The sequence below is a fragment of the Micromonospora sp. NPDC023814 genome, from assembly GCF_040639595.1.
In the GTDB taxonomy this organism is placed as follows: domain Bacteria; phylum Actinomycetota; class Actinomycetes; order Mycobacteriales; family Micromonosporaceae; genus Micromonospora.
In genome coordinates, this window is the sequence record NZ_JBFAAF010000012.1 from 123,369 (window position 1) to 135,700 (window position 12,332).

Here is a 12,332-nt window from a genome sequence, read left to right on the forward strand (position 1 = left end):
GCCCCCGGCGGGTGCGCCGGCGGCGGTGCAACACTGGTAGGCATGCCTGAGCTGCGGTCGAAGACCTCCACGCACGGTCGGACGATGGCCGGCGCCCGGGCCCTGTGGCGGGCCACCGGGATGACCGACGACGACTTCGGCAAGCCGATCGTCGCCATCGCCAACAGCTTCACCCAGTTCGTACCCGGTCACGTGCACCTCAAGGACCTCGGCGGCCTGGTCGCCGAGGCGGTGGCCGAGGCCGGCGGGGTGGGCCGCGAGTTCAACACCATCGCGGTGGACGACGGCATCGCCATGGGCCACGGCGGCATGCTCTATTCCCTGCCCAGCCGGGAGTTGATCGCCGACGCCGTCGAGTACATGGTCAACGCGCACTGCGCCGACGCCCTGGTCTGCATCTCCAACTGCGACAAGATCACCCCGGGCATGCTGCTGGCCGCGCTGCGGCTGAACATCCCGACCGTCTTCGTCTCCGGCGGGCCGATGGAGGCCGGCAAGACGGTGGCGATCGAGGGCGTGGTGCACTCCAAGATCGACCTTATCGACGCGATGGTCGCGGCCTCCAACGAGGCCGTGACCGAGGACCAGCTCGGCGCCATCGAGCGGTCCGCGTGCCCGACCTGCGGCTCCTGCTCCGGCATGTTCACCGCCAACTCGATGAACTGCCTCACCGAGGCGATCGGGCTGGCCCTGCCGGGCAACGGCTCGACGCTGGCCACCCACGCCGCCCGCCGGTCGCTCTTCGTCGAGGCCGGCCGCACCGCCGTGGAGATCGCCAAGCGGTGGTACGACGGCGACGACGCCTCCGTGCTGCCCCGCGCGATCGCCGGCCGGGCCGCGTTCGAGAACGCCGTCGCCCTGGACGTGGCGATGGGCGGCTCGACCAACACGATCCTGCACCTGCTCGCCGCCGCCCGCGAGGCCGAGCTGGACTTCGACGTCGCCGACATCGACGCGATCTCCCGCCGGGTGCCCTGCCTGGCCAAGGTCGCGCCGAACTCCCCCCAGTACCACATGGAGGACGTGCACCGGGCCGGTGGCATCCCGGCCATCCTCGGCGAGCTGGACCGGGCCGGCCTGCTCAACCGGGACGTGCACGCGGTGCACTCCCCCGACCTGGAGCGCTGGCTGGCCGACTGGGACGTCCGGGGCGGCTCGCCGACGCCGGAGGCCGTCGAGCTGTTCCACGCCGCGCCCGGCGGGGTGCGCACCACCGAGCCGTTCTCCACCACCAACCGCTGGTCGTCGCTGGACACCGACGCGGCCGGCGGCTGTGTCCGGGACCTCGCCCATGCCTACAGCGCCGACGGCGGGCTGGCCATCCTGCACGGCAACCTGGCCCCGGACGGCTGCGTGGTGAAGACCGCCGGGGTGCCCGAGGAGTGCCTGACCTTCCGTGGCCCCGCCAAGGTCTACGAGTCCCAGGACGACGCCGTGTCGGCGATCCTCGCCAAGGAGGTCGTCGCCGGCGACGTGGTGGTGATCCGCTACGAGGGGCCGAAGGGCGGCCCCGGCATGCAGGAGATGCTCTACCCCACCTCCTTCCTGAAGGGCCGGGGGCTGGGCCGGGCCTGCGCGCTGCTCACCGACGGGCGCTTCTCCGGCGGCACCTCCGGCCTGTCCATCGGGCACGTCTCCCCCGAGGCCGCCTCCGGCGGGCTGATCGCCCTCGTCGAGCCCGGCGACGAGATCGTCATCGACATCCCGGGCCGCTCGATCGAGCTGGACGTGCCGGAGGACGTGCTCCAGGCCCGCCGGGTCGCCCAGGAGAAGCGCGACCGGCCGTACACCCCGGTCGACCGGCAGCGGCCGGTGTCCGCGGCGCTGCGCGCGTACGCCTCGATGGCGACCTCGGCCAGCGACGGCGCCTACCGCCGCGTCCCCGAGTAACGCCCCCGGCCCGTGCCGGCAGCGGTGCCCGGCCGAGCCGATGGTCGGCCGGGCGCCGGGGCACGCGCCCACCACGCGCGGACCGGCGTTCCGGGCGACGCCCGGCTCACGCCGCCCCGCTCAGGTCCGGAACCGGCGTCAGGACGGGTCCACGACCCGGTCGATGACCAGGTGCGCGGCACCCATGATGCTCACGTCCGGGCCGGCGACCACCCGCTCGATGAGCAGCGCCTCGGTGGCCAGCGGCAGGCAGCGCTCGTAGAGGGTCGCCCGCATGCTGGCCAACAACGGCTCGCACTCGGCGAGCCGGCCACCGATCGCGACGACCTGCGGGTTGAAGAAGTTGACCACCACGGCGAGGATCTCGCCGATCGCCCGGCCGGCGCGGCGGGCGAGGGCGGTGGCGTGCCGGTCACCGTCCTCGATCAGCCGCATCACGCCGGTCAGGTCGTTGACCGGCACGTCCTGCTCCCGCAGGGCGGCGACCAGGGCCGCCCCGCTGGCCACCGCCTCCAGGCAGCCGGTGTTGCCGCAGCTGCACAGCGGCGCCGCGTCGGCCACCACCCGGCAGTGGCTGATGTCCCCGGCGGAGCCCTGGGCGCCCCGGTGCAGCGCCCCGCCGGAGATGACCCCCGCGCCGATGCCGGTGCCCGCCTTGACGTAGACCGCGTGGTCCAGATGGGCATGGGCGACCCGGTGCGCGCCGAGCGCCATGAGGTTGGCGTCGTTGTCCACGATGACCGGTACGTCCGTGCGTTGTGCACAGAAGGCACCGACGTCGAAGCCGTTCCAGCCGGGCATCCGGGAGGGGCTGACGATCCGGCCGGTGCCGGACTGCACCGGCCCGGGGATGCCGATCCCGATGCCTCGCAACGCGTCGACGCCGGCGCCGGCGCTTCCCCGCTGGCCGGGCACCACCGCGTCGGCGGCGGGCACCAGCGCGGCGAGGTCGTCGAGCAACGCGCCGAGTACGGCCTCGGGGCCGTCCTCGATGCGGACCGGCCGGGACCGGGCCTCGACCACCCGGCCGGAGAGGTCGAGAGTGCCGAGCCGGGCGTGGTGCGCCCCGAGGTCGACGGCGCCGATCAGCGCGCCACCGGTGGGCACCGCGAGCTGGCGGGGCCGTCGTCCACCCCGTGACTTGCCCGCCCCGGTCTCCTGGAGCAGCCCTTCGCTGATCAGGGCCTCGACCCGCTGGGAGACGGTGGACGGGGACAGCCCCGAGAGCCGGGCGAGGTCCGCACGACTGACCGCCGCCCCGCTGGCCACCAGCCGAAGCAGATCGCGTGGCCCACCGCGGAGACCGTCACGCGGGGCGTCGTCAATCGTCACGCCAGGTTCTTAGCATCCCAACTTTCTTCCGGCAACCTGTTGACTTGCTTTGGTCGCTCGCATTAGATGTGCCGAGTTGGTTCGGCCAGAACGAATCTTTGTTCGAACATCGCAGAAAGTGGGACGAGCTGTGGCACCGACGACGGCAACCGGCCTCGCCGGGCGGACCGGGTCCACGCGCCCGGACCGGCCGATGGTGGCCGTCCGCGGCCTGCAGAAGTGGTTCGGCCCGCTGCACGTGCTCAAGGACATCGACCTGACCGTGGCCGCCGGCGAGGTGGTGGTCGTGGTCGGCCCGTCCGGCTCCGGCAAGTCGACTCTCTGCCGGTGCCTCAACCGGCTGGAGGTCACCGGCGCCGGCGACGTCGAGATCGACGGCGAGCCCCTGCCGGCCGAGGGTCGCAAGCTGGCCCGGCTGCGCGCGGACGTCGGCATGGTCTTCCAGTCGTTCAACCTGTTCGGCCACCGGACGGTGCTCGACAACGTCACGCTCGGCCCCACCAAGGTCCGCCGGGTCTCCAAGACCGAGGCCCGCGAGCAGGCGCTGGCCCTGCTCGACCGGGTCGGCATCGCCGACAAGGCCGACCGCTACCCCGCGCAGCTCTCCGGCGGCCAGCAGCAGCGGGCGGCGATCGCCCGCGCCCTCGCGATGCGGCCCAAGGTGCTGCTCTTCGACGAGCCGACCTCGGCCCTGGACCCGGAGATGGTCAACGAGGTCCTGGACGTGATGGTCTCCCTCGCCGCCGAGGGAATGACCATGATCGTGGTGACCCACGAGATGGGCTTCGCCCGCCGCGCCGCCGACCGGGTCGTCTTCATGGACGACGGCCGGATCGTCGAGTCCGGCACCCCCGACGAGTTCTTCGCCGCCCCCCGTACCGAGCGGGCGCGCGACTTCCTTTCCAAGATCCTCCAGCACTGACCCCCGAGGAGGGTGGCATGTCGATTCTGCACAGGAACCTCACGCGACGCCGCGCGGTGACGATGGCCGCCACGGCGGTGGCCGTGGCGCTGGCCGCCGCCGGCTGCGGCGACGGCGGCTCCGGGCCGGCGGTGCCCGGCGGGCCGGGCGGCGAGAAGGTCGCCCAGTCGGTGTACGACGCCGCTCCCGTGGCCTCCGACGCCGAGATCCCGGCCGGCTCCACCATGGACCGGATCCGCAAGCAGGGCTACCTGACCATCGGCGGCTCGCTGGACGCTCCGCTGCTGTCCCAGCAGAACCCGGTCAGCGGCCAGATCGAGGGCTTCGACGCCGACATGGCCAAGCTGCTGGCCAAGTACATCATCGGCAAGCCCGAGGTGAAGACGGTGACCATCGGCACCCAGACCCGGGAGGCGATGCTCCAGGCGAAGTCGGTCGACGCGGTCTTCCAGACGTACACCATCACCCCGCAGCGGGCCACCCAGGTCGCCTTCGCCGGGCCGTACCTGACCTCCGGCCTGGCGGTCGCGGTGCGCAAGGACGAGACGGGCATCAAGGGCGTCCAGGACCTGGCCGGGAAGACGGTCATCGTCGGCGCGAACACCCCGGCGGTCACCGCGCTGCCCACCGCCGCGCCCGGTTCGAAGCAGGTCGCGTTCGCCACCGACCCGCAGGCCGTGCAGGCGCTGCTGCAGAAGCGCGGCGACGCGTACGTGCAGGACTTCACGCTGCTCGCCTCCGGCGCCAAGGCGAACCCCGGTATGAAGGTGGTCGGCGAGCCGTTCACCACCGAGGCGTACGGCATCGGACTCAACCGCGAGGACGCCCAGTTCAAGGAGTTCGTCAACAACTGGCTCAAGAAGATCCAGGCCGACGGCACCTGGGCGAAGGTGTGGGAGAGCACCCTCGGCTCGGTGGTGGAGGGCGGCGCGCCCACCCCGCCGGCGATCGGGTCCGTCGAGGGCTCCTGAGGATCCCTCCCCCGACATGGACGCCCTCACCGCACACCTCGGCGTACTCGGCCACGGGCTGGTCACGACGGTCCACCTGACCGTCGTGACCACCATCGGCGCGATGCTGCTGGGCATCGTCGTGGCGACGCTGCGGATCTGCCCGGTACCGCTGCTGCGCACCGTCGGCACCGTCTACGTCGAGGGGCTCCAGAACCTGCCGTTGCTGGCCCTGCTGGTGCTCTTCGTCTTCGCGCTGCCGACGATCGGCATCTCGTTCCCGCTGTTCACCTCGGCGGCCATCGTGATCGCCGCCTACGAGGGGGCGTACCTGGCCGAGGCGATCCGGGCCGGGATCAACACGGTGGGCGTGGGGCAGGCCGAGGCGGCGCGCGCCATCGGGCTCACCTTCAGCCAGTCCCTGCGGTACGTCATCCTGCCGCAGGGACTGCGCGCGGTGATCCAGCCGATGGGCAACATCTGCATCGCGCTGCTGATGAACACCTCCCTGGCCGCCGCCGTCGGGGTGGTCGAGCTGACCCAGGCCGCCAACAACGTGAACCTCGTCGAGGCCCAGCCGATCGCCGTCTTCACCGGCGCCGGCCTCGCCTACATGCTGCTGGCGCTGCTGATCGGTCGGCTCACCGGCGCGCTGGAACGAAGGCTGGCGATCGTCCGATGAACCCGACCCAACAGATCCTCTTCGACGAGCCGGGCCCCCGGGCCCGGCGGCGGATCCGGATCGCCACCGTGCTCGGCGCGCTCGCCGTCCTCGGCGGGCTCGCCTGGGCGGTCCACCGGTTCGCGAGCTACGGCGAGCTGACCGCCGACCGGTGGCAGCCCTTCACCACCTGGCCGATCTGGCGCTACCTGCTCGACGGGCTCTGGGCCACGCTGCGCGCCGCCGCGGCCACCGCCGTGCTCAGCGCCGCGCTCGGCCTGCTGCTCGCGCTCGGCCGGCTGTCGGTGCACCGGCCGGTGCGCTGGCTGGCGGGCGCGTACGTGGAGGTCTTCCGGACCGTACCCGCGCTGCTGCTGATCTACGTGACGCTCTTCGCGCTCCCGCAGTACGGCCTGAACTTCCCGCTGTTCTGGAAGCTCGTGGTGCCCCTGGTGGTCGCCAACTCGGCGGCGTTCGCCGAGATCTTCCGGGCCGGCATCAAGGCGTTGGACCGGGGCCAGACCGAGGCCGGCCTGGCCGTCGGGCTGCGGCGGGGACAGGTCATGCGGCTGGTCGTGCTGCCGCAGGCCCTGCTGCAGCTCGCCCCCTCCCTGGTCAGCCAGCTGGTCGGGCTGCTCAAGGACACCTCGCTCGGCTTCGTGGTGAGCTACACCGAGCTGCTCTACAGCGGTCAGGTGCTCTCCTCGTACACCAACCTGCTGATCCAGACCTTCCTGGTGGTGGCGCTGATCTACCTGGTGGTCAACGCCTCGCTGTCGAAGTTCGCCCGGGTGCTGCAGGCCCGCAACGGTCGCCTCACCGGCCGCCGTAAGTCCGCCGAACCGGATCCGGCGGCGTCACTGCTCGTCCAGGGGGGTACCGCCCGGTGACCACTGTCCCGTACGCCGAACTGGCCCGGGTGACCCGCAACGGTTTCGTGGAGAGCCGACACCTCGGCAGCGTGGTCGTGCTCGACCCGTCCGGAGCGGTCGCGTTCGCCGCGGGCGTACCCGACGAGCCGGTGCTGCCGCGCTCCACCCTCAAGCCGGCGCAGGCGCTGGCCTGCCTCACCGCCGCGATCGCCGCCCCGTCGCCAGCCGCCCGCGCGCTGACCGGCCCCGGGCTGGCCATCGCCGCCGGCAGCCACACCGGCGACGACCGCCACGTGGCCGTGGTACGCGGACTGCTGGCCGCCGCCGGGCTGGGCGACGACGCGCTCGGCTGCCCGGTGGACTGGCCGGAGGACGAGGCGACCCGGGAACGGCTGATCCGCGACGGCGACCGGCGGAGCCGGATCCGGATGAACTGCTCCGGCAAGCACGCCGCGATGCTCGTCGCCTGTGCCGCCCGGTCCTGGTCCACGCACGACTACCTGGACCCGGCACATCCGTTGCAGCGCGAGATCGCCGCCACGATCGGCCGGCTGGCCGGCACCCCGGTCACCACCGTGGCGGTGGACGGCTGCGGCGCCCCGCTGTTCGGGCTGCCGCTGACCGGCCTGGCCCGCACGTTCCAGGCCCTGGTCCTGGCGGAGCCGGGCAGCGACGAGGCGCGGGTCGCCGAGGCGATGCTCCGCCATCCGGAACACGTCGGCGGCTGGCACGGCCACCCGAACACCGACCTGATGCGGGCGCTGCCCGGGGTGCTCGCCAAGGGCGGCGCCGAGGGCGTGCTCGGGGTGGCCGCCCCGGACGGGTACGCCGTCGCCGTGAAGGTGGTCGACGGAAGCCCCCGGGCCACCACCGCCATCGCCCTCGCCGCCCTGGACGCGGCCGGCGTACCGGTCGACGGCGCCGGGGAGCTGCGCAGGGTGCCGGTGCTCGGCGGGGGCGAACCGGTCGGCGCGATCACCGCCGCCATCGATTGGACCGCGGGACCCCGCAAGGAGAAGGAAGACTGATGACGACATTCGAGATCTGCATCGACAGCGTCGAGGGGGCGGTCGCCGCCGAGGCGGCCGGCGCCGACCGGGTGGAGCTCTGCTCCGCGCTCTTCGAGGGCGGGCTGACCCCCAGCATCGGCACCATCGAGACGGCCCTGCGCAGCGTGGACCGGATCCGGGTGCACGTCATCGTCCGGCCGAGGGCGGGTGACTTCATCTACTCCCCGGCGGAGGTCGACGCGATGGTGCGCGACGTGCGGGCGGCGGTGGCCGCCGGTGCGCACGGCGTGGTGATCGGGGCGCTGACCGCCGAGGGCGACATCGACGTACCGACCACCCGGAAGCTGATCGAGGCGGCCGGCGGCGCCAGCATCACCTTCCACCGGGCGTTCGACATGGTCCGGGACCCGTTCGAGGCGCTGGAGCAGCTCGTCGGGCTGGGCGTGGACCGGGTGCTGACCTCGGGTCAGGAGGTGAGCGTGCTGGAGGGTGCCCCGCTCATCGCCGAGCTGGTCCGCCGGGCGGAACGCCGGATCGTGGTCATGCCGGGCGGCGGCATCACGCCGCGCAACATCGCCCGGATCATCGAGGCGACGAACGCCGAGGAGTACCACTTCGCGGCGCTGGTGACGTCGGACGGCCCGGCGGTGCACCGCAACCCGGCGCCGCGGATGGGCGGGTCCCTGCACCGCTCCGAGTACGAGCGCTCCGGCACCTCCGGCGAACTGGTCGGCCGGGTGCTGGCGGCCGCGCGGGCGTGACGTGGTGAGGGCGCCGCCAGGCGCCCTCACCACGGCGCCGCCCGGGACAGGTGAACCGGTTCAGGATCGCCGATCCGGGACGGCCCGGCGGCGGCCAGCGCGATGCCGACGGGAACTCCTCGAAGTACGCCTCCACCCGCTCCGCGGTGGCCGGGCGGGCCAGCGCGAAGCCTTGGAGGACGTGCTCCAGGCCCGCCGGGTCGCCGAGGAGAAGCGTGACCGGCCGTACACGCCGGTCGACCGGCAGCGACCGGTCTCCGCGGCGCTGCGCGCGTACGCCGCCTCGATGGCGACCTCGGCCAGCGACGGCGCCTACCGCCGCGTCCCGGAGTAGGCGTGGGGAGGGCCCCGTCGCAACGGACCCGATTACCCTGCCGCGGCGGGCTGGTCCGCTCTGGCTCCAGCCGGCACGACGGTGCGGGCGTGGCGAATGGCGGCCGGGGTGTCGGGAAAGACCAGGCCGTCGCGGCGCAGCCGGTCGGCGACGCCGAGGGTGGCCAGCACCTGGTCGTGGCCGGGGGCGATGCCGGAAAGCAGCACGGTGATCCCGCGCTCCTGCAGCCGGAGGATGGCGTCGCCCAGCACCTGCGCGCCGGTGGCGTCGAGGGTGGTCACCCGGGACATCCGCAGGATGACCACGCGCACGTCGGCGACGTCGGAGAGCTGGAGCAGGAAGCTGTGCGCGGCGGCGAAGAAGAGCGGGCCGTCCAGCCGGTAGGCCACGATGTGGTCGGCGAGCAGGGCGTGTTCCTCGGCGCTGTGCTCGCCGGAATCGAGGGGAACCTGTTCCACGCGCGCCGTGCGGGCCACCGCGCGCAGGGCGATCACGATCGCCACGCCCACCCCGACCGCGACGGCGGTGACCAGGTCCAGCGCCACCGTGACCACGAAGGTGAGCACCAGCACGAGGGCGTCGCCCCGGGTGGCGCGGGCCAGCGCCCAGAGCGACCCGGCCTCGACCATCCGAACGGTGGTGGCCAGCAGGACGCCGGCCAGGGCGGCGAGCGGGATCCGGCCGACCAGCGGCGCGGCGGCCAGCACGATCCCGGCGAGGGCCACGGCGTGGGTGAGCGCCGCCAGCTTCGAGCTCGCGCCGGCCCGCACGTTCACCGCCGTACGGGCGATGGCGGCGGTGGCCGGGATCCCACCGAACGCCGGGGCCGCGAGGTTGGCCAGCCCTTGGCCGAACAGCTCGCGGTCGGGGTCGTGGCGCCCGCCGACGGTCATCCCGTCGGCCACGGTGGCGGAGAGCAGGCTCTCCAGCGCGGCAAGCGCCGCGACCGCGAGGGCGGAGGGCAGCAGGGCCCCGACGGCGTCGAGGTCGAGGAAGCTCAGCGAGGGCGCGGGCAGGCCGGCGGGCAGGGCGCCGATGCGGGCCAGCTCGACCGGGGCGGTCTCGGCCAGGACGGTCGCGGCGGCCACCCCGAGCAGGGAGAACGGCCAGCCGGGACGCCACCGGGCGCCGAGCAGCATCACCGCCGCCACGCCGAGGGCCATCGCGACCGGGACCGGCCGCGGGTCCGCGACGAACCTTGTGACCGCGTCGGCGGCCACGGCCCAGACGCGGTCACCGTGCGCGTCGGACACCCCGAGCGCCGCCGGCACCTGTTGCAGGGCGATGACCACCGCGATGCCGGCGGTGAATCCCTCGATCACCGGGACGGGCAGGTAGTGGACGTACCGGCCGAGGCGGGCGAGGGCCAGTGCGATCAGGATCAGCCCGGCCAACGCACCGACCATCAGTACCCCGGTCGTGCCGAACTGTTGGACGACCGGCACCAGCACCACGGTCATCGCGCCGGTCGGCCCGGAGACCTGGAGGTGGGAGCCGCCGAAGACGGCGGCGACCGCGCCGGCCACCACCGCCGTCACCAGGCCGGCCTGGGCGCCGAGCCCGGAGGTGACGCCGAAGGCCAGGGCCAGCGGCAGCGCCACCACCGCCACGGTCAACCCGGCGAGCAGATCGCGCCGGGGCGAGCGGCGCACGGCCGACCAGTCGGCACGCTGCGGCAGCAGCCCGAGGAACCGGTCGCGGAGCGCAAGCCCCTGGCTCACCGGTCCCGCCCGTCGGCGCGCAGCTCGTCGAGAAGCCCGTCCCGGTCGGTGAGGACGGCGCCGAGGATGCGCCGTCCGGCGGCCAGCAGGTCGGCGACGTCGGGGGTGCTGAGCGCGTACATCACCAGCGGGCCGTCCCGGTGGGAGGTGACCATGCCGGCGCGGCGGAGCACGGCGAGTTGCTGGGAGAGGTTGGACGCCTCGACGTCGATCGCCGCCAGCAGGTCGCGGACGGGCTTCGGCCCGTCCTGGAGCAGCTCCAGCACCCGGATCCGCACCGGGTGACCGAGGGTGCGGAACAGCTCCGCCTTCGCCTGGTAGAGCGGTACCGACACGTCAGCCTCCGTCACGCGACGTCACATCCGATTGCAAACTTTAGCACTTGCGAAAATCTTCAACTACGGGCGCGGCGTGCGCCCTGCCCCCGCGGGAAGCCGGGGCAGGGCCGCCGCCAGTCGGCGAAGACGTCGTTCACGCGGCGCGGCACGGGCCGGGCGGTCAACTGCACCGCCCCGGGACAGTGCACCGGTTCCGGGGCGCGGGTCCGTCCCGGCCCGCAGCGGTCAGCGCGACGCCGACGGGAACTCCTCGAAGTACGCCTCCACCCGCTCCGCGGTGGCCGGGCGGGCCAGCGCGAAGCCCTGCCCGTAGCGGCAGCCGGCCCGGCGCGCGCCGTCGACCAGGCCCGGCACCTCCAGCTCCTCCACCACGATGTCCAGCCCCAACCGGTCCCCCACGGCCACCACCACGTCGATCAGCGGGCGCTGCGGGTCCGCCGGGTCCACCAGCTGCGGGCCGACCTTGAGCAGGTCGATCGGCAGCCGGCGGAGCTGGGCGAGCGAGGCGTGCTCGGCCCGGAAGTCGTCCAGCGCGGTGCGGATGCCCAGCGAACGGAGCCCGGCCAGCCGGGCCACCACGGTCGGCAGCTCGCCGGCCACCCTCGGCTCCGCCACCTCGACCACCAAGCGGTCGGGCGGCACCCCGTACGCGTCCAGCACCGCCGCCGTGCGGGGCACGAAGTCGGGCGCGGCCAGCTCCCGGACGGTCACGTTGACCGCCATCCAGAACTGTCGGCTCCCCGCCGACCACGCGGCGAGCTGCCGGCAGGCCCGGTCCAGCACCCAGCAGCCCAGCTCGCCCACGATGTCGAGGTCCTCGGCCACCGGCAGGAACTCGGCCGGGAGCACCGTGCCGAGGACCGGGCTGCGCCAGCGCAGCAGCGCCTCCGTGCCGACGGGCTGCCGGTCGGCCAGATCGAGCACCGGCTGGTAGACGAGGTCCAGCTCGCCCCGGGCGACCGCCCCGGGCAGCTCCCGCTCCAGGTCCAGCCGGCGGACGAGCTGCTCCTCCAGGTAGGCGTCGTACCACTCGACCCGGTCCCGGCCGAGCTGCACGGCCCGCCGCCGGGCCAGGTCGGCCTGGCGCAGCAGGTCCTCCGGGGCGGTGCCGGCGACCTCGGCCAGCCCGACGCTGGCCCGCAGCCGCAGCACCCCGCCCGGCACCTGGTAGGGCTGGGTGAGCGCGGCGAGCAGCCGGGTGCCCAGCGCGTACGCCAGCACGGGGCCGGTCCCGGTGACCACCGCGAAGCCGGCGGCGGTGAGGTCAGCGAGCAGGTCCCCGGGGCCGACGACGGCGCGGACGCGACGGGCGACCTCGGCCGTCACGGCCTCCCGGGTGGCGTGGCCGGGCCCCTCGGCGGTGGCGCCGGGGACGTGCAGGTCGACGACGAGCAGTGCGCCGCAGGGGGACGGCGCGTCCCGCAGCGCGGCGAGGGCCCGCAGCAGCTCGGCCTGGACATCACCGACGCCGCCCGGGGGTGGCTCGCCGAGCACGGCTACGACCCGATCTACGGGGCCCGGCCGCTGCGCCGCCTGGTCCA

At 74.0% G+C, this 12,332-nt stretch carries 12 protein-coding genes and 1 pseudogene; 9 read left to right on the forward strand and 4 right to left on the reverse strand.

What is annotated here, in order from left to right:
- Nucleotides 1–42 precede the first annotated feature (42 nt).
- Nucleotides 43–1,890 (forward strand): dihydroxy-acid dehydratase, encoded by a 1,848-nt coding sequence (gene ilvD / locus AB0G14_RS09315; RefSeq protein WP_357695379.1) that lies wholly within the window; start codon nt 43–45, stop codon nt 1,888–1,890.
- A gap of 138 nt (nt 1,891–2,028) precedes the next feature.
- Here ilvD and AB0G14_RS09320 read toward each other — a convergent pair whose 3' ends face one another.
- Entirely contained in the window at nt 2,029–3,222 is a 1,194-nt protein-coding gene (locus AB0G14_RS09320; protein ID WP_357695381.1) for an ROK family transcriptional regulator, read from the reverse strand.
- 193 nt (nt 3,223–3,415) lie between these two features.
- Between AB0G14_RS09320 and AB0G14_RS09325 the strand changes: the two genes are divergently transcribed.
- From AB0G14_RS09325 to AB0G14_RS09355, 7 genes are all read left to right on the forward strand, one after another.
- Nucleotides 3,416–4,144 (forward strand): amino acid ABC transporter ATP-binding protein, encoded by a 729-nt coding sequence (locus tag AB0G14_RS09325; protein ID WP_357695383.1) that lies wholly within the window; start codon nt 3,416–3,418, stop codon nt 4,142–4,144.
- Between the two features lie 17 nt (nt 4,145–4,161).
- Nucleotides 4,162–5,115, forward strand: a complete 954-nt coding sequence (locus AB0G14_RS09330) for a glutamate ABC transporter substrate-binding protein (protein ID WP_357695385.1) — start codon at nt 4,162–4,164, stop codon at nt 5,113–5,115.
- A 16-nt stretch (nt 5,116–5,131) separates the two neighbouring features.
- Complete coding sequence (locus AB0G14_RS09335; RefSeq protein WP_357695387.1) at nt 5,132–5,776, forward strand: amino acid ABC transporter permease; 645 nt, start codon at nt 5,132–5,134, stop codon at nt 5,774–5,776.
- The gene (locus AB0G14_RS09340) at nt 5,773–6,645 is read left to right on the forward strand and encodes an amino acid ABC transporter permease (protein ID WP_357695388.1); all 873 of its coding nucleotides are present in this window, start codon (nt 5,773–5,775) and stop codon (nt 6,643–6,645) included. The genes AB0G14_RS09335 and AB0G14_RS09340 overlap by 4 nt, the downstream gene beginning before the upstream one ends.
- A complete protein-coding gene (locus AB0G14_RS09345) occupies nt 6,642–7,655 on the forward strand; it encodes an asparaginase (protein WP_357695390.1) in 1,014 nt (337 codons plus the stop codon). Before AB0G14_RS09340 ends, AB0G14_RS09345 begins: the two co-directional genes overlap by 4 nt.
- Entirely contained in the window at nt 7,655–8,398 is a 744-nt protein-coding gene (locus AB0G14_RS09350; RefSeq protein WP_357695392.1) for a copper homeostasis protein CutC, read from the forward strand. Before AB0G14_RS09345 ends, AB0G14_RS09350 begins: the two co-directional genes overlap by 1 nt.
- A gap of 172 nt (nt 8,399–8,570) precedes the next feature.
- Nucleotides 8,571–8,732 (forward strand): hypothetical protein, encoded by a 162-nt coding sequence (locus AB0G14_RS09355; protein ID WP_357695394.1) that lies wholly within the window; start codon nt 8,571–8,573, stop codon nt 8,730–8,732.
- A 32-nt stretch (nt 8,733–8,764) separates the two neighbouring features.
- Here AB0G14_RS09355 and AB0G14_RS09360 read toward each other — a convergent pair whose 3' ends face one another.
- The 3 genes and pseudogenes from AB0G14_RS09360 to AB0G14_RS09370 form a co-directional block, all read right to left on the reverse strand.
- Nucleotides 8,765–10,453, reverse strand: a complete 1,689-nt coding sequence (locus tag AB0G14_RS09360; RefSeq protein ID WP_357695396.1) for a SulP family inorganic anion transporter — start codon at nt 10,451–10,453, stop codon at nt 8,765–8,767.
- Nucleotides 10,450–10,788: a metalloregulator ArsR/SmtB family transcription factor gene (locus tag AB0G14_RS09365; RefSeq protein WP_357695398.1), complete on the reverse strand. Its 339-nt coding sequence runs from the start codon at nt 10,786–10,788 to the stop codon at nt 10,450–10,452. Before AB0G14_RS09365 ends, AB0G14_RS09360 begins: the two co-directional genes overlap by 4 nt.
- 228 nt (nt 10,789–11,016) lie before the next feature.
- Nucleotides 11,017–12,246: pseudogene (locus tag AB0G14_RS09370) on the reverse strand (bifunctional diguanylate cyclase/phosphodiesterase); the annotation flags it as partial.
- Here AB0G14_RS09370 and AB0G14_RS09375 point away from each other — a divergent pair.
- Nucleotides 12,166–12,332 (forward strand): hypothetical protein (locus AB0G14_RS09375; protein ID WP_357695419.1); only part of this gene is annotated, 167 nt, incomplete at its 3' end. The pseudogene AB0G14_RS09370 and the gene AB0G14_RS09375 sit on opposite strands and share 81 nt — an antisense overlap.

Coding starts and splice junctions, on each gene's coding strand:
- ilvD (WP_357695379.1), top strand. CDS start 43: ATGCCTGAGCTGCGGTCGAAGACCTCCACGCACGGTCGGACGATGGCC.
- AB0G14_RS09335 (WP_357695387.1), top strand. CDS start 5,132: ATGGACGCCCTCACCGCACACCTCGGCGTACTCGGCCACGGGCTGGTC.
- AB0G14_RS09330 (WP_357695385.1), top strand. CDS start 4,162: ATGTCGATTCTGCACAGGAACCTCACGCGACGCCGCGCGGTGACGATG.
- AB0G14_RS09325 (WP_357695383.1), top strand. CDS start 3,416: ATGGTGGCCGTCCGCGGCCTGCAGAAGTGGTTCGGCCCGCTGCACGTG.
- AB0G14_RS09340 (WP_357695388.1), top strand. CDS start 5,773: ATGAACCCGACCCAACAGATCCTCTTCGACGAGCCGGGCCCCCGGGCC.
- AB0G14_RS09350 (WP_357695392.1), top strand. CDS start 7,655: ATGACGACATTCGAGATCTGCATCGACAGCGTCGAGGGGGCGGTCGCC.